The sequence below is a fragment of the Streptomyces araujoniae genome (assembly GCF_050871195.1).
In the GTDB taxonomy this organism is placed as follows: domain Bacteria; phylum Actinomycetota; class Actinomycetes; order Streptomycetales; family Streptomycetaceae; genus Streptomyces; species Streptomyces bacillaris.
This window is the reverse complement of sequence record NZ_CP194070.1, coordinates 6,059,528-6,079,930: the sequence shown is the minus strand read 5'-3', so window position 1 is coordinate 6,079,930 and position 20,403 is coordinate 6,059,528. Positions and strand designations below refer to the sequence as shown.

Annotated in this window: 16 protein-coding genes and 1 pseudogene; 14 read left to right on the top strand and 3 right to left on the bottom strand. The window is 69.1% G+C overall.

Annotated features, from left to right (window positions below):
- Positions 1-32 precede the first annotated feature (32 nt).
- The 7 genes and pseudogenes from ACQ9ZG_RS26255 to ACQ9ZG_RS26225 all read left to right on the top strand — a co-directional run.
- A pseudogene (locus ACQ9ZG_RS26255) lies at positions 33-113 on the top strand (DUF3885 domain-containing protein); the annotation flags it as partial.
- Between the two features lie 200 nt (positions 114-313).
- Positions 314-466 (top strand): DUF3885 domain-containing protein, encoded by a 153-nt coding sequence (locus ACQ9ZG_RS26250; protein ID WP_441350855.1) that lies wholly within the window; start codon positions 314-316, stop codon positions 464-466.
- 1,095 nt (positions 467-1,561) lie between these two features.
- Entirely contained in the window at positions 1,562-2,074 is a 513-nt protein-coding gene (locus ACQ9ZG_RS26245; RefSeq protein WP_109917665.1) for a hypothetical protein, read from the top strand.
- A 185-nt stretch (positions 2,075-2,259) separates the two neighbouring features.
- Positions 2,260-3,312 carry a hypothetical protein gene (locus ACQ9ZG_RS26240; protein WP_109917664.1) on the top strand — a complete coding sequence of 351 codons (1,053 nt, stop codon included), beginning with the start codon at positions 2,260-2,262 and terminating at the stop codon, positions 3,310-3,312.
- Between the two features lie 37 nt (positions 3,313-3,349).
- Positions 3,350-3,775 carry a hypothetical protein gene (locus ACQ9ZG_RS26235; RefSeq protein ID WP_109917663.1) on the top strand — a complete coding sequence of 142 codons (426 nt, stop codon included), beginning with the start codon at positions 3,350-3,352 and terminating at the stop codon, positions 3,773-3,775.
- Positions 3,768-4,394 (top strand): hypothetical protein, encoded by a 627-nt coding sequence (locus ACQ9ZG_RS26230; RefSeq protein WP_499281283.1) that lies wholly within the window; start codon positions 3,768-3,770, stop codon positions 4,392-4,394. Before ACQ9ZG_RS26235 ends, ACQ9ZG_RS26230 begins: the two co-directional genes overlap by 8 nt.
- A 906-nt stretch (positions 4,395-5,300) precedes the next feature.
- Positions 5,301-5,915, top strand: a complete 615-nt coding sequence (locus ACQ9ZG_RS26225) for a nucleotidyltransferase domain-containing protein (RefSeq protein WP_499281282.1) — start codon at positions 5,301-5,303, stop codon at positions 5,913-5,915.
- A gap of 105 nt (positions 5,916-6,020) precedes the next feature.
- Here the strand turns inward: ACQ9ZG_RS26225 and ACQ9ZG_RS26220 are convergent, their stop codons facing one another.
- Together ACQ9ZG_RS26220 and ACQ9ZG_RS26215 are read right to left on the bottom strand one after the other, a co-directional pair.
- Positions 6,021-7,223, bottom strand: a complete 1,203-nt coding sequence (locus ACQ9ZG_RS26220; protein ID WP_109917093.1) for a damage-control phosphatase ARMT1 family protein — start codon at positions 7,221-7,223, stop codon at positions 6,021-6,023.
- 26 nt (positions 7,224-7,249) lie between these two features.
- Positions 7,250-10,780, bottom strand: a complete 3,531-nt coding sequence (locus ACQ9ZG_RS26215; protein ID WP_109917079.1) for an NB-ARC domain-containing protein — start codon at positions 10,778-10,780, stop codon at positions 7,250-7,252.
- 270 nt (positions 10,781-11,050) lie between these two features.
- Here ACQ9ZG_RS26215 and ACQ9ZG_RS26210 point away from each other — a divergent pair, with 270 nt between their 5' ends.
- The 6 genes from ACQ9ZG_RS26210 to ACQ9ZG_RS26185 all read left to right on the top strand — a co-directional run bounded on the left by ACQ9ZG_RS26210 (position 11,051) and on the right by ACQ9ZG_RS26185 (position 16,990).
- The gene (locus tag ACQ9ZG_RS26210) at positions 11,051-11,728 is read left to right on the top strand and encodes a class I SAM-dependent methyltransferase (RefSeq protein WP_109917080.1); all 678 of its coding nucleotides are present in this window, start codon (positions 11,051-11,053) and stop codon (positions 11,726-11,728) included.
- Positions 11,725-13,041, top strand: a complete 1,317-nt coding sequence (locus ACQ9ZG_RS26205) for a N,N-dimethylformamidase beta subunit family domain-containing protein (protein ID WP_109917081.1) — start codon at positions 11,725-11,727, stop codon at positions 13,039-13,041. Before ACQ9ZG_RS26210 ends, ACQ9ZG_RS26205 begins: the two co-directional genes overlap by 4 nt.
- 19 nt (positions 13,042-13,060) lie before the next feature.
- Positions 13,061-14,254, top strand: coding sequence for a glycosyltransferase family protein (locus ACQ9ZG_RS26200; protein WP_258312362.1), 1,194 nt, complete (start codon positions 13,061-13,063; stop codon positions 14,252-14,254).
- 92 nt (positions 14,255-14,346) lie between these two features.
- Positions 14,347-15,768, top strand: a complete 1,422-nt coding sequence (locus ACQ9ZG_RS26195; RefSeq protein WP_258312363.1) for a hypothetical protein — start codon at positions 14,347-14,349, stop codon at positions 15,766-15,768.
- A gap of 5 nt (positions 15,769-15,773) precedes the next feature.
- Complete coding sequence (locus tag ACQ9ZG_RS26190) at positions 15,774-16,328, top strand: FkbM family methyltransferase (protein ID WP_109917084.1); 555 nt, start codon at positions 15,774-15,776, stop codon at positions 16,326-16,328.
- A gap of 23 nt (positions 16,329-16,351) precedes the next feature.
- Positions 16,352-16,990 carry a histidine phosphatase family protein gene (locus tag ACQ9ZG_RS26185; protein WP_109917085.1) on the top strand — a complete coding sequence of 213 codons (639 nt, stop codon included), beginning with the start codon at positions 16,352-16,354 and terminating at the stop codon, positions 16,988-16,990.
- Between the two features lie 32 nt (positions 16,991-17,022).
- Here ACQ9ZG_RS26185 and metG read toward each other — a convergent pair whose 3' ends face one another.
- On the bottom strand, positions 17,023-18,747 hold the full coding sequence (gene metG / locus ACQ9ZG_RS26180; RefSeq protein ID WP_109917086.1) for a methionine--tRNA ligase: 1,725 nt from the start codon (positions 18,745-18,747) through the stop codon (positions 17,023-17,025).
- A gap of 356 nt (positions 18,748-19,103) precedes the next feature.
- On the opposite strand from metG, the gene ACQ9ZG_RS26175 reads away from it, so the two are divergent.
- On the top strand, positions 19,104-20,399 hold the full coding sequence (locus ACQ9ZG_RS26175; RefSeq protein ID WP_109917087.1) for a nucleotide sugar dehydrogenase: 1,296 nt from the start codon (positions 19,104-19,106) through the stop codon (positions 20,397-20,399).
- Positions 20,400-20,403 lie beyond the last annotated feature (4 nt).

The window sequence follows — 20,403 nt, the reverse complement described above, 5'->3', positions numbered from 1 at the left end:
ATGTCTGGGTACGCTTCCACAACCTGCGGAAATTGAAGCGATACGCAGAGGACGAGGGCGAGTACGCCGTCGTCCTGGGGCGGTACAACACGGTCCTTGATGAGTTGTTCGCCGGTGGAGACGTGTACGTGATCACACCGATCTGGAAGCCGAGGTTCCCGCGTTCCAGCCCGAGGCCGGCTACTGGCAGAGCCTGCTGGTGGAGAACGATCCTGACCCGGAGTTCCGCACCTACTGCCACCTCTTCGCCGCCCGCCGTCCTTGGTGACACGGCTGCCTCGATGAGCTGCTCCGAGACATCGCTGACGGCAAGGTGGCGGGAGTCCTCGTCACCGACACCCAGATGCTTCGCATCCACCATCCCTACGACGGCGGCGCCGACGTCTTCCTCACTACGCCCGGGGAACGGGATCAGATGCGCGATCGCCATGCCGACTGGCTTTCCAGCCACCCGTCGGGTCTCTGACGGGCCAGGGTCACCAGCGTGCGCGAGAACGGCAACGGCTGGTGGTTCAGCCAGAAACACAAGGCCTTCGGTGTAACGTGCAATCCCTGTCCTCCCCTGACGACACCCCACTATGGGTCTCCGACGCCGAACCCGGCAGCGCCCCCAAGATCACCGTCGCCCGTATCCACGCTCTTCCCGCGCTGTACAAGGCCGCTGGCAATGCCTGCCCACCCTCGCTGAGAAGGGTTATATCGGCGCCGGGATCGAAGTCCACGTCCCAGTCCGGCGCCCCAAGAGCCAGTCCGAGCAGGCCCTGCACGTGGACACAAACCACAAACGGCTTGATCAGGAGCATCCGTGCACTCGGCGAACGCGCTGCCGCCGAACTAACCTCGGGATTTCACGAGGCGGGGCGTCCGAAGCGTGATCAAAAACGCGATAAGTACTCCTGCGCTGCAACGATAGGACTGTCGAAGGTCCAGATCGTGCCGTGGAAAAAGCACCTCTCCGGTGAAGATGCGACACAAGGTCGCGTGCGTGGAGTGGACGCTCTTGGAGAGGGGGTCGGTAGTGGTGTCGCCGATGACAGGGTAGTCCCGAGTTCGTGTCCGATGACCCGTCCCCACCCGGGCGTGCGTAGCTGGGAACGGCGGAGTGCGAAGCTCCGGGGAGAAGCCCAAGGGCACGTCGCCAAGGTCGCGCCATTTGTGGGCGTCCTCGTCGGTGCCGGCATGAATTCCGCGGTTCTCGGCAGTGTGGCCGCCGACGCCCAGCGGTACTGCCGGGCCCGGTTCCTGTGCGACAAGTACAGACTGCCGCTACCAGCGGCACTGGTCACCGACCGGGACGACGACCCCAGACCAACGTCAGATCCGACTGTCACTCCGTGCCGCTGCCGTCGCGCCGAGCCGCGCACCAGTCGCCGCCTTCGGGTCGACCGGCTGAGCCCCGGATCGTCCTGCAGCTCCCAGGGAACCACGGCCGACCACTCTCTACCTCCTCCAGAACATCGGCAGCGCGCCTGAACATTAAGGTGCACATCCAGGAGATCGATTACCGGGCCCGCAGCGCGGAAGAACGCGCTGCGAAGGAGAGCAATGGAGGCTCCACGGCATGAAGTACAAGAACGAAGCCGAGATCATGCGCGCGCTCGGGATCGACACCTGGAGGCACCTCTCCAAGGAGAAGACCGTCAGGTTCGCGGCCATGATGCCTGACATGGACACCGAAGTGGCCATGAAGATCGTCGAACAGTTCCCCGAGTTCAGGAAGTTCGCCACGGACGCCTTCGGCGCCATCGAGAAGGCCCACGAGGCCACTCTCGCGGACGGCAGGCACAGCCTGGATCAGGTCTACCAGGCCCTCCGGGAGAACCGGGAGATCTTCGAGCGGGAACTCCGCAGGGACGACCTGACCTGGGAGCAGAGGAAGCACCTCCTCGAACTCATCCAGGAAACGGCAAGACTTGCTTCTCAGAAGGACACCGAGCACAAGCGCCACGTGGACGGTCTACTGAAGAAGACCATGGTCGGTGTCGGTTCCGCGGTCGCTCTGGGTGTGGTCTTCATTGGAGGCCGGTTCCTGGCCCAAGGCAAGGAAGAACCCGATGACTCCGGGGAGTCGTGAGACCCGGCGGGCGGCGCTGGTCCATGATCTCGGTGACCGTCTCATCGACCGGGCCGTGCTGGGCTATGCCCCCCGCTGGGCGCGGGGGCGTTGTCAGTGGTATGCGTCAGACTCGGAACACGGTACACACCCGTGCCGGCCGTCTGTCCACGCACCTCACTTCCCTCCACCGGCAAGGAACGGTCATGGCGCATCTACACAAGCAGTTCGACGACCTGCTCACTCTGATCAACGTAGATCCCGACGTCCTCACGGCGACGCGCGAACGTCTCGCGCTGGCACGCAAGTTGGCCGAGCAGCACCCCGAGGGCCGTACGTCGTACAGCTCGGGTTCGATCCCCGTTGGCACCCACATTCAGCCGCACGCGGGAGCAGTCAGCGACGGGGACGGCGGGATCATCCTGGACCGTGTCCGGCACCCGGAGCTCGGTCCTGACGGCGAAGGAGAGGCCCCGCACGCCGTCACCGACGAACTCGTCGCGTTCATCGGTCCGAAGCTCCGCGACCCGGAGCGCACCCCGTCCTACCCCAAGGCGCGGGTGTGTACATCCCGGCGGGGCCTCAAGATTCACTTCGGTACTCCGGTCAACGGCACGGATGTCACGGTCGATCTCATCGTGGCGCTGCGCCGCCGCGAGGGGCACGGGCTGTGGATCCCCGACCTGGAGCGAGCCCCGGGCTCCAAGAAGGCCTGGAGTGCCAGCGACCCCCAGGGCCACGTGGAGCTGCTGACGTCCGGTGCCGACGCCCTGCGGCGTACCCGGCGCCGCGCCATCCGCATTCTCAAGGCGTGGAATGCTCAGGCCGCGAAGCCAGCCTTCTCATCGCACCAACTCTCCGTGTGGGCATACGAATTCGTCGAGCCGAGAGTGGGCCTCGTCGACGCGATCCACACGGTGCTGCTGGAGGCCGCCCTGCGCCTCCAGCGCGGCGAGCCGACCAAGGATCCGCGCTCCGTCTCGCCCGACCTCAAGCCGCTGATCCCCGACGCGGACGCCGAGCGGCGGCTGCGGGTCGCCGCCGACAAGCTCGCGAAGGCCATCGCCGACCCCGACGACATCGACACGGTGGCGGAGGTCCTGGAGCACCTCTTCCCCAAGACGATGAGTGAACGCGAGCGCGCCTTCTCCGCCGCCTCCACTCCCCTGAGCACCACCGCCAGCCTCGGTCTCGCGGGCGCGAGCCTGCTCCTCCCCAAGACGCGCTCGTGGCGGGAGGACACGACCGTTGAGCGGTGACCGGCGTCCCGCGCGCCGTCCTTGGTTCGCCCGCCCCATGGCCCGCGCCGAGCTGCTGACCGGGATGCGCTCAACGGGGCTCGACGTTCGCGAGGTGGACAGGCCCGCCGACTTCGCATCCGGGTTCACCATCCAGATCTACCCGCACGTGCGGATCCTGCCCTCACACAGTCTCCGCATCGTCTTCGCCCCCGGCGATCCGGCATTCCCCCGCGTCCACACACGCGGACCTGACTGCCCCGCTCACCGCAACCCCGACGGTTCCCTGTGCCTCTGGTACCCGAAGGATGCGCCCTCGCGCCGCTGGTCGCCCGGTGACGGCGGGCAGCTCCTCATCGCGATCATCGTCCGCCATCTGCGCTGGGAGTCGGCCTATCGCGCCACCAGCATCTGGCCGGGCTTCGAAGCACCCCACGGCCACGGCTCGCCGGGCCTCGACGAACAGGACCAAATCATTGGCTGACGCGATCAAGGCCTTCGGCCCCTACGCCGCCGTTCTCGCCGCACTCGTGACCGGCCTCGTCCTCGGCGTCCAGGCGCGGATAAGCCGCCGCGCCCAGCTGCGGGAGCGGAAGCAGGAACTGTTGGCGAGCGCGTACGAGGTGAGCATCCAGTACGCGGAAATGGCCTACGCCGTGCGGCGCCGCCGTGCGGATGCCGCCGCCGAGGAGCGGGTCCGCCTGTCGGAGCAGCTGCGGGAGATCCAGGCCAGGCTGACCTGGCACGAGGCGTGGGTCCGCTTCGAAGCTCCGGAGGTGGGCGCCGCGTACGCTGAACTCGTCGCCCGTACAAGGACGGTGGCCGGGCAGAGCATGAAGGATGCGTGGCTCTCGCCCCCAGCGGCGGACGACACGGCGATGGTGATCCCGACGTCGGTCGTCGACCTGCGGGCGCTGGCAGATGTCCGCGAGCGGTACATGGCCGCAGTGGAAGCGCACCTTCGCCCCCGGGGCCGCGCCCGCCGCCGCCTCCCGCGCGTCCCGCGCCCGCGCCGCGCCATGCCACCCCCACCCATGCCCGCTCCCTCGGCCGGTGGGACGGCCCTCGGTACTCCCGGCGGCCCCGCGGACGGCTTGCCGTGAGACGAAATACACGTACACCCCCGCCCCCAGCCTCTCCCCCTGACCTGTGCCTTCACCAACACTCGGCCCGCCCCGGTCGCAGTTGACCGCCCACGTACGTGCATTCCGGCAGACGGCCTACGTACGGTTCCGCCGCTATGTGATCGGCGGGGGCACCCTGGTCCTGCAGCAGATTCAGGCCCACGCGGATGCGGGCGGCGACATCGACTGGCTCGTCCGGATCGACTCCACGATCCTCCAAGCCCGCCAGCACGCCGCCATCGGGCGGAAAGGGGAAACTTCACTCGTGGCCCCGGGAACCGCCATAAGAAACGATGTCCTTGTGACGGTTGCGGCACTGGACACCATGGATCTCGCACTTCCTCCAAGACGGCCCGCCGCCAGCTCCCGCTGAACGAACTAACGACTGCACCGGCCGCCAGGAACCAGCGCAACATCAGCACGGCCTAACGGAGCGGGCCGAGCGCCCGGCTTCCGCGCGGAGTATCGATACGCCGCCAGCGCCCGTCCAGCAGGCGGGACAAGCCTCTGGTGGTTACGGATATGAACTTGTGGTGAGACCCATCCTGGCAGGGGCTTCACATCTAACCGCGACCGAGGATAATTTGTGCGGTTTGCTCACGCACGACGGGTTCACTCAGCTTCGCGTAGAGCATCGCTGAGAAAACATCAGTGGCAAGGCTACGTATCGGGCGTAGCCGCATGGCACCGCCAGCGGCGCCCATCATGCCGCGCCGGTAGGCCACGGGGCGCAGGTTGTTGGTGACCGCCCTGACCCCTCGCGTCTCATTGCCTGAAGGGTCGTTGAAGAGCAGCGTTGTGCGTCGTGAGCTCGGGCTGCCGGCAGGGGCCGACCTCGCCGCTCAACTTCATCTTTCATGGAGTGGTGGCTGAAAGTATAGGCGGGTGGGCTATGAGACGTTGGGCTGGTGGGTGCCGGATCGTCCCGAGGATGTGGCGAAGGTGTTCGCCAAGGCGGACTTCCCGTGGTGGATCGCCGGCGGATACGCGATCGAGCTCTTGGTGGGACGTGTACTGCGCCCTCACGGCGATCTCGACGTCCTGGTCCTCCGTCGTGACCAGGCCCTCGTACGTGATCTCCTGGCCGACTGGGACCTGTACGTGGCGGACCCGCCCGGCCAGGGGAAGCTGCGAGCGTGGCGACCCGGAGAGGTTCTTCGGATACCGCTCCACGACATTTGGTGCCGATGTACGCCGGAGGCGCCCTGGTCTGTGCAGCTCATGCTGGACGAGGTCGAGGGCGCCCAGTGGGTGTCGCGGCGCGATCCGGAGATCCGGCTTCCGATCGACCGGCTCGGACGCACGAGCGATGCGGGGATCCCCTATCTCGCGCCCGAGGTGCAGCTCTTCTACAAGGCGAAGGCGACCCGGGACAAGGACGAGACCGACTTCGAGGCAGCACTGCCGCTGCTGGACACGTCGGCGCGTGTCTGGCTGACGGACGCGATCAAGGCGGTAGCTCCAGGGCATCCCTGGCTGCGGCAAATCCTGTCGGTCTGACCACGCGGGTAGCGGCGGAGGTACCAGAGCAAAACGGCCGAGTTCACGTGGCCCGACCGCTCCAGGTGTGTGACCTGATGCGCGGGAGCTCACCTCGCCCCGGATCTACCGTCGCACCTGAATCAGCGCGTGAGTTCCGCTGGTACGCCAGGCAGCAGCCCCGGACCGCTCGAGAGCGTCCAGCGTCCCCTGCTCCAGGCCGACGATGACGTCGGACTTCAGCGTCCGGAGCGCCGCGACGCCCCTCGGAAAGTACGCGGTGAGATCGGCGAAGGGCGCCGTGGCGTCCCACAGCTGGTCGCCCACCAGGCGACGGTAGTTGAGGTCGCCCTTCAGGATGGTGAGCGTGGCGCTCTCGAACTCGCGACGAAGGCCCTCGGGCATCTCCTCGTACGGCAGCGGCGCGCAGAAGAACGGGTGGGTGCGGATCTCCAGGCTTCCTGCCGCCATGGCCTTCCACAGCCGGCCGCCGATCCTGCTGGCCTCACCGGGCGCCTCGATGAGGCGACGGAGGCAGTCGACAACGTCAGCCGTCATCGCGTCGGAGACGTAGTAGGGGTACGGCTTGAGGTGCAGCACGACCTGTTCGGCATGCCGCTGTTCGATGAGGTGGTCGATGAGGATCAGGTCCGGGATCAGCTCGCGTCCCGCGTTGTCCGCCACTACGGCGACGGTCGAGGAGCCCCCGACGGGCAACAGCTGCCACAACAAGGCGCTGTCGTCGGCCACCAGCGCGGAGACAGCGGCGTCACCGGCCGCCGGCTCCCCCGCCGAGACGCGGAAGCCGAGATCCGCCCGGTTGCCCCAGAGCGACGCGTGGAGCAGGGCAGCAGCCCGCTCGTCCGCCGGAACACTCGCGAGCGCGTCCAGGGCCCGCAGTTCCTCCTCCACGGCCTCACCGCGCAGCTCGGCCCGCTTGAACGGCGCGAACGGATCGACTCCCCGCCACGGCCCGGTGCCGAAGTAGCCGACCGCGCCGAGGAGCCTGCGGTAGAAGTAGCTCTCCGCCCACAGGAACGGGACGTCGTACCAGGAACGCCCGAAGTGCTCCTGCCCCCAGTCCGCCCAGCGCTCACGGTCGTGTTCCCCGGGGGCGAGCGGCTCGATGACGCCGTTGGTGATCTCGTCCAGCAGGGCGTCTAGGGCCTCGTGCTGCTGGCGGCCGTACGGGAAGGCGTCTCGCACCTGCTGGATGAGGGCGGGGTGGCGCTTGGCCAGCACGCCCCAGGCGAACGAGCCGGGCTCGTTACTCAGGATGACCGGCGCTCCAGCCGCATCGCCCGAGTCGTGGGAGGTCTTCTCTGTCATCGTGTCCAAAGCCCTTCGCATGTCGCTCACGTGTCCATGATCCCCAGGGCCACGACGCCAGCCGCGCTCCCGACCAGCACCTCACCCGTCGCCGGCTCGAAGGCCGCGCAGTGCAGTGAGGCGTCCACTCGGACCTCGGCGATCTGCCGCTGCTCGTCGAGCGACCACACGCGCACCGTCCCGTCCGCCGCAGCTGACACGAGGCGGTCCTCGTCGCGCATGAAGCCCAGCATGAGGATGCGGCCCGTGTGACCGGAGAGGTGGGAGGTAAACCGGTCCGTCCCCAGATGTCGTACCGCGATGTCTCCGGTTCCCGACCCGACCGCCACGCGGTCGCCCGGACCGTCCACGGTGACGGCACGGGCCCACCCGCTGGGGCTGCTGAACCGGCTCCTGAAATCCCCTGTAGGCGCGTGCCACACGCGCACCGAGCCGTCACCACCGCAGGCAACCAGGACGTCTCCGCTGTCGTCGAACGAGAGCGACCGCAGCCGACCGGCGTGCACGTCCTGAGTCCACAACAGCGTCCCCGTGGGGAGATCCCAGCACCGGATGTGTCCGTCACCCGTGCTCGCAGCGATACGAGGCGTCGAACGGGCCATCGCCACAGCCCACGTTCGCGGAGTGTCCTGGTTCAGGGTGAGCGACCAGGCCGGGTCAGGCAGTGACCAGACCCTGACCGCCCCGTCGCCGCAAGCCGCGGCGACGTGCTCCTCGCCGCAGGCCAGGGACCAGACGCGTCCATGGGCGGCGGGCAGCCGCCGGCCGACCGCCGCCGTCGCTGTGTCGACGACGGCGACGCCGCCGTCCCCGTCACCGACCACAGCGGTACGTCCGCCGGCCGCGAACTGCGTGGACCACACGGTGTTCGAGCCACCGACCAGGGTCCTGAGCCTGCCCTTTCCCACGGCCCAGACACGGACAGCGCCGTCCTCGCACCCGGCGACCACGGTGCCGTCACCCGTTCTGGCGAGTGAGCGCACCCAGTCGACGCCCCGCGGGAGCTGCGTCTCACCTACGGGCGTCTCCGCCGAGAACGCCTGGATCCTCGGCTCCTCGGTCGCGGCGACGAGGACGTCGTCATGCGGGGACAAGGCGACGGCGCGCACGCGCGCCTTGAGGCTGGTGATCCGGCGGACGAGCGCGAGTTTTCCGTCGGCCGTGTCCCACAAAGCTGCGGAACGGTCACCAGACCCCGAGGCCAAGAGGGAGGAGCCGGGGGCGAAGGACACGGAACGGACCCAATCCTGGTGTTCCGCACGTTCGTCGAGGAGGCGGCCGGTGCGCAGGTCGAAGAGCCGGACGAACTCGTCCTCTCCGGCCACGGCCACGAGCGAGTCGGAGTCCCCGCCGATCGCCACGGACCAGACGGGGGTGCCGGCGGCCCGCATCGTACGCAGGAGCACCAGCCGCTCCAGGTCCCACGCGCATACGGCTCCGTCCTCGGCACCGGAGACGAGGACCGGGTCGGCTGAGGAGAAGGCGAGGCTGCGGATGCGGCGGTTGTGCCCGGGCAGCACCCCGACGGGTTCGCCGGTGTCCGTGCGCCACAGGCGGATCGCTCCGTCGTCCCCCGCTGAGGCGAGAACCATCCCGTCCCCAGAGAGCGCAGTTGCGAACACCCATCCGGTATGGGCTTCGTGGGCTCGGAGGAGCCTGCCCGTGTTCAGGTTCCACAGCCTGACCACCCCGTCCTCGCCGCCTGATGCCACGAGGTCGCGGACGGCGGAAACGCTTACGACCGCACCGATGTGGCCGCGCTCCGTCACCGCCTCGGAGCTCACCTCAGGGGGCGGCAACAGCCACCGCGGGGCGAGCACCGTTCCCTCCCCCGCAGCGCCTTCCAAGGTTCGGGGGGCCTCGGGTGTGGATGCCCGCCGCAGCACGATCGAGAGGGTCGAGGCGATGTCGGCCGGGCTCTCCAGCCCGTTCAGCAGATACCCGGCACCGGTCAGGGCCCGGGCGGTGGCCCACACCTGGTGCTGCGGGTGGCCGGCATCATGGCGCTCGGGCATGGCGTCGAGCACGGCGGCGTCCGCGGTCAGAGACTGGTGCCCGACCAGTTCGACCTTGCGCATGACGTACGTCGGCGAGGCCAGCAGGCTGACGAGCTCGGCGTCGAGGCCCGCCTCACGCAGGTGGTAGGGGAGGTGACGCCACAGGTATCCCTCGCTATCAGCGAGCGTTTCCCAGGCACCGTCCGTGCTCTGCCGGTACGCCTCGATCAGGGACCGGTGAAGGGTCGCCCACTGGTCGCCGATCAGATGGCGCAGATAGGACCGGAACACGTCGTGCAGCACGATGGCGTTCCGGTCGGCGAGGTAGGCGCCGATCAGGGACCGGTCGGACAGCACCCGGCAGAACTGGCGCACCACGTGAGGGGCCCACCCGTTCGCGGTGCCCCACCAGTGGGTGAGGACCGACATGGGGATCGGCACCGACGGAGGGAACACCGCCAGGGACAGGTACCGGTCTCGCAGATCCGTGCGGCCGGCGATCGAGACGCTCTCCGCGAGACTGCGGAGGCTGGATTCGAGCGCCTGCCCGATGGCGTTCTTGCGCTGGTCGGAGTCCCAGACGTCGAAAGCCTGAGGGCCGTACGCGCGGATCGCCGCGTTCGTCTCCGCGACGGCGCGGTCGGCCGGGGCGCCGAAACCGACCTCCTGAGAGACGTTCGCACCGACGATCGACGCAAGGAGCGGCCAGCCCCCGCATACGCCCGCGAGGCGCCCGGCCTCGGCATCGCCGAGGGCACCGACGTTGCGGACGAGCAGCTCGCGAATCTCCCCCGGAGCCATGGGCCCCAGGCGCACGACTCGGGCGGAGCTGGGGCACACGCGCACGTTCCGCGTGGTCACGAGCCGTACGCAGTCCTCGCCGCCGAGCAGGAAGGGGCCGAGGTCGGTGGCGGACCAGACGTTGTCGACGACCAGGAGCGCACGTCGTCCCTGGAGCAGACGGGCGAGGTGGAAGCCGGCCTGCTCCGGATCGGCAAGCGATGGACGGTTGCCGTCGAGGTGGACGCACAGGTCGGAAATCAGCTCGACGACCCTGGCGGCCGTGCATCCCTCGCCGGTCTCCACCCAGAGGATCTCCGAGAAGGAGTCCCGTACACGCGGGTCGTGACACACCTGCGTGGCCAGCGTCGTCTTTCCGAACCCACCCGGGCCGCACAGGGCGACCGTGGCGACGGTGTCGTCCTGCGCCGCCTCACGGAGTACGGAGACGAGCCCTTCGAGATCTTCGGACCTGTGCACCAAACCGGGCTCCGGAACGGGTATGGGGCGGTATTCGTCCGGCGCCGGCGCGACCTCGGGCGTCGGAACACCGACAGAGTCCCAGAAGCGCTGCCGCACCTCCGCGTCGCTCCGTTCCAACGCCGTGTCGAGTAACGCCTGGGAGTCCGGTGCGACGACGATCTCCTCGCCCCGGGCCTCCCAGTTGGACACCGTCCGGTCGCTGACGCCGAGGTAGGACGCGAAGCCACGCACGCTCCGTCGCGTCGCGAGCCGCAGAGCACGCGCCTCCCGTCCGGTCCAGCGCTGCACCGTGGCCACCTGAGCTCCTTCGACCGACACCGACGACGGTAACAGGGTAGGGCGGCCTGACCAGCGGCGTAGAGCCTTCGCTGCGACGGGAGTTCAGCACGGATGCAGCACCCGGGCCATTCCGGCCAGGTCCGCGCGATGCGCACCCGTCTCCCTGGACAGCGGCGGGGCTGCACCGCGAGTGCGACACCGCGACAGCCCGCTGACCAGCGTCGCTCGGCAGTCTTCTCGGCACGGAGCACCACGGCTCCGTGGGCAGTCGAGAGGGGTGGTCACAGCGTGACCGGAACGGAAGAACGACAGGGCGATCCGGGCGACTGGTCCGGAGGGCAGATCGCCTACTACCGGGCGCGAGCCGACGAGTACGACGCCACGTACGGCACCCGCATGGACATGCCGCGGCTCGCGAAGGCTCTGGACTCGCTGCCGATCGGAGGTGACGTCCTGGAGATCGCCTGCGGCACGGGCCAGTGGACCCGGCTGCTCTCTCGTCGGGCCCGCAGCCTGACCGCGCTGGACGCGGCGCCGGAGATGCTCCGCCGGGCCCGCGACCGTATGCGAGGAACCGAGACCCGCTTCATCGAAGCCGACGTCTTCGGCTGGGAGCCGGACCGCCAGTACGACACGGTGTTCTTCGCGTTCTGGCTCAGCCACGTGCCACCGGTGGAGATGGAAGCGTTCTGGAACCTGCTCAGGTGGGCTTTGGTGCCCGGCGGTCGCGTGGTGTTCCTCGACGACTCGCCGGCGAAGGCGGAGATCGAGGACCGGGTGGGAGCGGCGTCCGTGCCGACCGTCCATCGCACCCTCTCTGACGGCTCCCGTCACATGGCCGTGAAGGTGCTCCGAGACTCCACCGAGCTCACCTCCCAGCTGAGCGATCTGGGTTGGGACGCCCGCGTCGAGGCGATCGACCCGTTCCACCTCGTCGGCGTGGCCCGTGCCAAGGAGGGCTCGTGACCACCGTCAACGGCTACGCGGCCCGGCCCAGCGTCCGAGCCGGCGAGGTGGTGCGCCTGCACATCGCCACCACCGCGCCCCGCTTCCACGTCGACTTCTACCGCTGGGGAGCCGAACCGCAGCACGCGGGGCACGTCGAATGGCCCGGCCATGCCGCGTCTCCTGGAAACTTCGACGCGGACTGGCAGTGGCCCGCGTACGAGTTCCTCGTACCCCCGGAGTGGCGGTCCGGTGTCTACGTCGCCGTGCTGGGCACGGAGCGCGGCTCCGGCATACCGCCGCTGGATGCCCGGGAGGCGCGCATCCTCCTGGTCGTCACCCCCTCCGCGCCCTCCGGTCGCAGGATCCTGTACAAAATCCCGACGTTCACCTACCAGGCGTACAACACGGCAGGCGGCGGCAGCCTCTACAGCGCCGCCCACGTCACGACGCGCCGTCCCGGGGGCGGTGTCGGCGGACCCGTGAAGGGTCTGCCGGACGCGTACGACCCGTCATCGCCCCGGCAGACGTTCGCCCACTGGGACGCCCCCTTCATCGCCTGGCTGGAGCGGAACCGGATCGAGGCCGACTACTGCACCGACCTGGACCTCCACGAGGGGCTGTTCCTGCGCGACGGATACCGCCTCCTGGTCGCCGCCGGTCACGACGAGTACTGGAGCACCGACCTCCGGCGCTACGTGACCGCCTTCCGGGACGCCGGCGGCCACATCGCCAACTTCGGGGCCAACACCTGCTGGTGGCGAGTCGGCGTCACCCCGGACGGGACAGGGCTGTCCTGCGACAAGTTCCCGCCCGGAGCCCCCGCCGGCACCGACCCGGACAGCTCGTACGGGTGCCCGGACCACTGGTGGGAGTCGGAGCCGGAGAACACCCTCCTGGGCGTGAGCTACCGCAACGGCGGTGGCCACTGGGAAGGCACCCGCGCTTCTCAGGGCTTCGTCGTCACCGACGCCGGCCACTGGGCCTTCGCCGGCACGGAGCTCAGGACCGGAGACAGCCTGGGACAGGGCGGGGCACTGATCGGCTACGAGTGCGACGGCGCGGCGTTCGAATACGACGCCGCCGGCCGCCCGCGTCCCACCGGCCAGGACGGGACGCCGAAGGACTTCGAGATCCTCGGCGTCGCCGAGCTCCCCCCGGACTGGAACTTCGCCGCCCGGGAGCCGATGTCCGGCTCCCGGGCCGCCACGCTCGGCGTCTTCACCGCCGGCGGCACGGTCTTCACGGCCGCCACCACCGACTGGGCGCGCCTCCTGGCGACCGATCCCCAGGTCGCCACGGTCACCCGCAACGTCATCACCCGGCTCTCCTGACCGAAGGGATGGGATCGTCGTGCCTAGAAACGGAACCAGCAACGTACGACCGCTCGACGTCATCGTCGGTGTCAACGGCATCGGAATGGGACACACCGTCCGGCAGAGCGTGGTCGCCCAGTACCTCCGCGACCGCGGACATCGGGTCCGGGTCGTCACCAACGGCCAGGGCAGGGTCGAGTACTTCAGGGACCTCGGCTTCCCCGCCTGGGACGCCTGGATGCCGACGCTGCTCGCGCGCGACGACCGGATCCACGCTCGCGACGCCGTACGCGCGAACATCCGGCAGGCGCCCGGAGGTCTCCTCCGTCATCTCCGGCTGCGCAGGGCCGTCAGGAACAGCGGCGTCCCGGACGTGTTCGTCACCGACTACGAGCCCAACACCCCGCGGCTCGCCTACCACTTCGGTCGACCGCTCGTCTCCATCGACCAGCAGAGCAAGTACCGCCACCTCGGCCTCCCCACCGTCGGCCGGTACGCCCGAACGGCCGACGAGCAACGGCTGCGGTACTTCGCGCCCCGCATGGACCGGTCCTTCATCTGCTCCTACGTCCCGCTGAGTGCCGAGGACCAGAGGGTGGAGTTCATCTCCCCCGTCGTTCCGGATCTCGTCAGGTCGGCGCAGGTCACCACCGAGCCCCTCGTCACGGCCTACTTCTCCCGCTACTTCGACCACGGCCCGGAGGAGTCCGTCCGCGAGCTGGCCTCGGTCTTCCGCCGGTCCGTACCGGACCGCACGCTGCGGATCTACGCACAGCCGGCGGAACTGAGGTCCCTGCGTGGGTACGCAGACACCCGGATCGAGATACACGCCTTCGACCGCGAGGCGTTCATCGCGGACATGGCCCGTTCCGAGGCCGTCTTCTCCAACGCGGGCTTCAACCTGATCAGCGAGGCCCTTGTCCTCGGCAAACCGGTCCACCTCGTCCCATTGCCGACCTACGACCAGCACTGGTGCGCCAAGGTCGTCGACGAGGCCGGGCTGGGCACTGCCGCCCCGCGCGTCGAGCGGCGAGCCGTCCTCGACTTCCTCGCGAGGCGACCGGTGCTCCGCGACAACGTCGTACGCCACCGCGACCTGTACCTCGCAGCCGATCCCCGGGAACGGATCGCCTCGTACCTGGAGAGCCTGCCGGCCAGCGACCGGCCGATGACCGCGCCGATCGCGGGGGAGTCGACATGCCGACTCCCCCAGTTCCTTCCTACGTGGTGACCGCGGCGGTCGTAGCCGCCGCGGTGGCCTGCTACCGATTCGGGGTCTCCCCCGCGGTACGGACTCTCGCTCGGCGCCCCACGCCACTGGCCATGGGTACGGCCGTCGCGGTCATCGCCCCCTTGGCCCTCCGTCCGTCGCCTCTCCCCGAGCAGCTGTGCTGGTTCGTCGTCTCCGTGATCGCCCTCCTCACCTGGCGAGGCGCCACGAGCGACTACGACGTCACGCTGCCCATCGGTCCCCAGCGTCGGGACAAGCTGATCCTCCTGCTCCTCGCCGTCGCGTCCTGCCTCTGGGCTCCCGCCCTGCTGGCGTGGATCGCCGTGTTCTGCGGCAGGCTGCGCGGCTGGCAGCACCACGGGATGATGCCGGTGAGGCTACTGAAGGGGTACCTCGCCTGGTTCCTCGTGACCGCGGTCCTCACCCCGCCCCCGTCCGACTCCACGGCGGGTCTGGTACTGGTGCTCGGCTGTGTCTCGCTGTCCCATTACGTCAAGCCGACCTGGAGCAAAGCACGTCTGGGGCCGCGCCCCTGGTCCTGGGCCTGGCACAACCGCACGCACTACCTCATAGCCTCGGCGTACTCCTGGGGCTGGGCGCGCTTCCTCCCGTCCGGGAAGGTGTCTCGGCTTCTGCACCGGGCGAGGGTCGTGGACCGCCCCGTCAACATCCTCACGATGGTCGTGGAGGCCGCCGGGCTGGTCGCCTTTCTCGACCGCCGGCTGCTGATCGCGGTCCTGGTGACGACCGCACTCTTCAACCTCGCCGTCGCCCTCGCCTCCGGCATCCTCTTCTGGGAGAACATCGCCGCCAACATCGGACTCGCGACGGCCTTTGGGTTGCTTCCCGACACGGGGTACAACACGGCCTTCGGGTGGCCCGCCGCACTGGTGGCGCTCACCGTGATCCTGCTCAGCACCGCCGACCTGCTGTGGCAGCCCTGGCATCTGGGGTGGTGGGATACGCCCTTCACCGCCCGCGTCCACTGGCAGGTGGAGACCGTGTCCGGCGCGACGCGGGGGCTCTACAACGACTACATGTGCCCGTACGAGCGCGAGTTCGGTCGTGTGGAGGGCTACTTCCTGACGGACGAGCCCGTCCTCCACGGACACCTCGGAATCGTCTGGGACCGGCGGATCCGCGATCTCCTCGTCCAGGCCGGCCATGACCGGGACCGGCTGCACACGCTCAAGCAGACGTACGGCCGAACGCACAGGGACGAGGAACGCTCGGCCGAGCACGTCGCCTTCCTGACCGCCATGTTCACCCGGCTCAACGCCGGTGCTCGGAAGAGCCCCCTGCCCCTGTGGCTACGGCGCCTCAAGGCGCCCGGGGGCCAGCTCTACCGGTGGGGCGATCTGCCCGCCTACCGCGGCGAGGAACCCGTCCGCCGCATCACCATCCGCTACGAGGAGCGCTGCTACCTCCCCGAGACCGGCGACTTCGTCCTGCTCGCCGATCGTGTCGTACGGGAGATCGACCTCAGCGCTCCGAAGACCGACCTGGAGGACTGACTCTCATGCGCAAGATCTTCGTCGACTGCGGCGCCAACCTCGGAGTCGTGCTGAAGCGCTTCATGCACGAGCTCCCGGACCACGACTTCTACGCCTTCGAGCCCAACGCGACCCTACTCCCCTCCATCACGGCGAACGTGGAGCAGGCCCAGCACGCCAGCCTGATCGAGGTGTCCCCCAGTGCGGTGTGGACCGAGGACGGCACGATCGACCTCTTCCTCGGGCACCACGAGAGCTCCACCGTGATGCCCGGCAAGCGGGTACCACCCATGTACGACCAGCAGATCGACTACAGCTCCCCCGTCACCGTACCGGCGGTGGACTTCAGCGCCTGGCTCCGCCGGACCGCCATGCCGGAGGACCACGTCGTCGTGAAGATGGACATCGAGGGCGCCGAGTACCCCGTGCTCAGGAAGCTGCTCGCCGACGGGACGATCGACCTCGTCTCCGTCCTCTACGTCGAGTGGCACCACGACCGCTTCCCCGCCATGAGCCAGGCCGAGCACGACGAGGTAGCCGCCGCCGTCTCCGCACGCGTCGACGTCCGCCACTGGGACTGACCGGAGTGAAGGGACACCACGCCATGAACACCCAGCGCATCTACCTGGTCAAGCACGGCGAGACGGAGGAGAACCTCCAGGGCATCCACCAGGGCCGCGCGGTCGGCGGCCGGCTCAGCGAGCGCGGGCGCGCCGACATACGGTGGGTCGGTGCCTGCCTCGCGGCGGCCGGGGTCACCGTGGATCAGCTGCTCGTCAGCCCGATGTCCCGTTGCCGGGAGTCGGCCGAGCTCCTCACCGCCGCGCTCGCCCCGGCCGATGTCCGCGTCGACGAGCGTCTGGCCGCCAAGGACAGCGGTCATCTCGGGGGCCAGCCCAGGGAACTCGCCGCCGCCGAGGCCGCTCGCCACGGCGTGCCGATCCACCGGCTCCGCACGCCGGGCGGCGAGTCGTCGGAGGACGTCCAGGCCCGCTACGTGGATCTCTGGGACGAGGTCCGCTCCGGGGCACGGCGAACCACCGTCCTCCTCGGGCACGGTGGGGGCATCGCCTGCCTGCTGCTGTGGCTCACCGGGAACGGCTTCGACCGGTACCTCCAGCACGTGCCCGGGTCCGCCGGGGTCACCTGCGTGGAGATCGGTGGCCCGGCTCCGCGCGTGCGGCTCATGAACGTCTCGCCCGCGGACCTGCCTGTCCTCCTCCACTCCCGTAGCGCCCGATGAGAGTCGGGACGGTACGGGTGCGGGGATGCCTGTCAGGCCTCCGGGGCGCCGCCGAAGCGCTCACGGTAGGACTCCAGGTCCTCCTCCGTGATCTTCGCGAAGAGCACCGGCGGGACCGTGAACGCGGTGCCGGCCGGGACGGTGTCCAGGGACTTGGCCTGGTCGGCGGTCACCCAGGTCGCGGTGTCGTTCTCCAGGGCGAAGGCCCCGCGCATGGCGGCGGCCGACGTCGGGATGAACGGCTCGGAGACGACCGCGTACAGGTGGATCAGGTTCATCGCGGTACGGAGGGTCAACGCGGCGCCTTCGGCGTCGGTCTTGATCTCCAGCCAGGGGGCCTTCTCCTCCAGGTAGGAGTTGCCCGCGGACCACAGCGCACGCAGGGCCGCGGCGGCCTTGCGGAACTGCAGGGCCTCCATCTGCTCCTCGTACTCGCCGAGCAGCCGTGCGATCTCCTCGCCCAGCTTCGCCTCCGCCTCGCCGGCGGCGTGCCCGGCCGGGACCTCGTCGCCGAACCGCTTGCGGGAGAACGACAGCACGCGGTTGACGAAGTTGCCGAGGGTGTCCGCCAGGTCCTTGTTCACCGTGGCGGTGAAGTGCTCCCACGTGAAGGAGGAGTCGTCCGACTCGGGGGCGTTGGCGATCAGGAAGTAGCGCCAGTAGTCGCCGGGCAGGATCTCCAGGGCCGCGTCGGTGAAGACGCCGCGCTTCTGCGAGGTGGAAAACTTGCCGCCGTAGAACGTCAGCCAGTTGAAGCCCTTGACGACATCGACCTTCTTCCAGGGCTCGCGCACGCCGAGCTCGGTGGCCGGGAACATCACCGTGTGGAAGGGGACGTTGTCCTTCGCCATGAACTGCGTGTACCGGACGGTGTCGTCGGCCTCGTACCACCACGACTTCCAGTCCCGGGTCTCGCCGTCGGAGGCGGCGTCCGCCCACTCCTTCGTCGCGCCGATGTACTCGATCGGGGCGTCAAACCAGACGTAGAAGACCTTGCCCTCGGCCGCGAGCTCCGGCCAGGTGTCGGCCGGGACGGGCACGCCCCAGTCCAGGTCACGGGTGATGGCGCGGTCGTTCAGACCCTCGGTCAGCCACTTGCGGGCGATGGACGTGGACAGGTGCGGCCACTGGTCACTGACGGTGGCGATCCACTCCTCGACCTCGTGCTGGAGCTTCGACTGCAGCAGGAAGAGGTGCTTGGTCTCGCGGACCTCCAGGTCCGTGGAACCGCTGATCGCCGAGCGCGGGTCGATCAGGTCGGTGGGGTCGAGCACGCGGGTGCAGTTCTCGCACTGGTCGCCACGGGCCTTGTCGTAGCCGCAGTGCGGGCAGGTGCCCTCGACGTACCGGTCCGGCAGGAAGCGGCCGTCGACCGGCGAATACACCTGGCGGATCGCCCGCTCCTCGATGAAGCCGTTCTCGTTCAGCTTCCGTGCGAAGTGCTGGGTGATCTCGACGTTCTGCTGCGAGGAGCTGCGCCCGAAGTAGTCGAAGGCCAGCTCGAACCCGTCGTACACGGCCTTCTGCGCGTCGTGGGCCTGCGCGCAGAACTCGGCGACCGTCAGCCCGGCCTCCTTGGCGGCCAGCTCGGCCGGCGTGCCGTGCTCGTCGGTGGCGCAGATGTAGAGGACGTCATGACTGCGCTGGCGGAGGTACCTGGAGTACACGTCCGCCGGAAGCATCGACCCGACCATGTTGCCCAGGTGCTTGATCCCGTTGATGTAGGGAAGCGCGCTGGTTACCAGGTGTCGAGCCATCCTTGGATGCTCCATTTCGTACGTACGGCGCCGGTGACGCTGCCACGGCGGGCCCAGGTCGGGAGGCCGCAGCCGACGCGATCACTCCGATCGCACGTCGGTGTCACGGATGGTGACGGAACGGGGCTGCAAGCCACCGTCATCGTATCGAACCGGGGGTGGGGCCAGCCGGTGGGTTTTCCCGCCCCTTCCTGCCGCGCCCGAAAAGCACTCGGCCGTCCGGGACAGGCGGCCAAGCGAGTCCCGGACGGCCGAGGCGCTCCCTATCTTACGGCCACCGCCCATGCCGGATCTCGCACTGCGAGTACGCCCCCACCACCCCAGTCCCGATCCCGAACCACAGCGAGGTGGACCGCATGACCAGGAACCACGAGCCCCGTCGACTCCGCGTCGTCATCGTCGGGCAGGGGTACGTCGGGCTCCCGCTCGCGGTGCGAGCCGCCGAGATGGGGCACAGCGTCATCGGCCTCGACGTTGACGCAGGCCGAATCAAGCGGCTCGTGGTCGGCGAGTCGTACGTCGAGGACGTCTCGGACAGGCGGCTCGCACCGCTCCTCTCTGCCGGCGTCTACCAGCCGACCGTCGACCCGGCCGACTGTGCCGGGTTCGACGTGGCGGTCGTCACCGTCCCGACGCCGCTGCGCGACGGCGCGCCGGACCTGTCGCACGTCGAGGACGCGGCGCGGACGCTCGGCCGCCGCCTGACCCGCGGAGCGACCGTCGTCCTGGAGTCAACCACCTACCCCGGGACGACCGAGGAGGTGTTCCGCCCGCTCCTCGAACGAGGCTCCGGCCTGACCGCCGGCCGGGACTTCCACCTCGGGTACAGCCCGGAGCGCATCGACCCCGGGAATCCCACCTGGAGGCTGGAGAACACGCCCAAGGTCGTCTCGGGCATCACCCCGTCCTCCTTGGAGGCGGTCCGCGACTTCTACGGCTCCCTCGTGGACACGGTCGTGCCCGTGGCCAGTTGCAAGGAGGCGGAGCTGACCAAGCTCCTCGAGAACACCTTCCGGCACGTGAACATCGCGCTCGCCAACGAGCTGGCGATCTTCGCCCACGACCTGGGTATCGACGTCTGGGCGGCCATCGACGCGGCGTCGACCAAACCCTTCGGGTTCATGCGCTTCACCCCCGGCCCCGGGGTCGGAGGCCACTGCCTACCCGTCGATCCCTCGTACCTCTCGTGGCGAGTCGAACGAACCCTGGGCCAGAACTTCCGCTTCGTCGAGCTGGCGAACGACGTCAACAACCACATGCCCGATTACGTCGTGCGGCGCCTCGTAGCGGGCCTCAACGAACGCGGGAAGCCACTCAAGGGCTCCCGGATTCTGCTGCTCGGCCTGGCGTACAAGGCCAACACCGGGGACGCCCGCGAGACGCCAGCGGCCCGCATCGCCGAACTCCTCACGGGCATGGGCGCCGAGGTCCAGGCCGCCGACCCCCACGTCCTGGACGACGCCCATCCCCGCGCCGCCGGTTTGGGGGGCCTCCAGCGGGTCAAGGTGACCCCCGGCCTGCTCAGGACTGTCGACGCCACAGTCCTCCTCGCGGACCACGACGCCTTCGACTACCCCCTGATCAGCACGCACTCCCCGTACATCCTCGACTGCCGCCGCCGACTCACCGGCGCCCACGTCGACTCTCTCTGAAGGG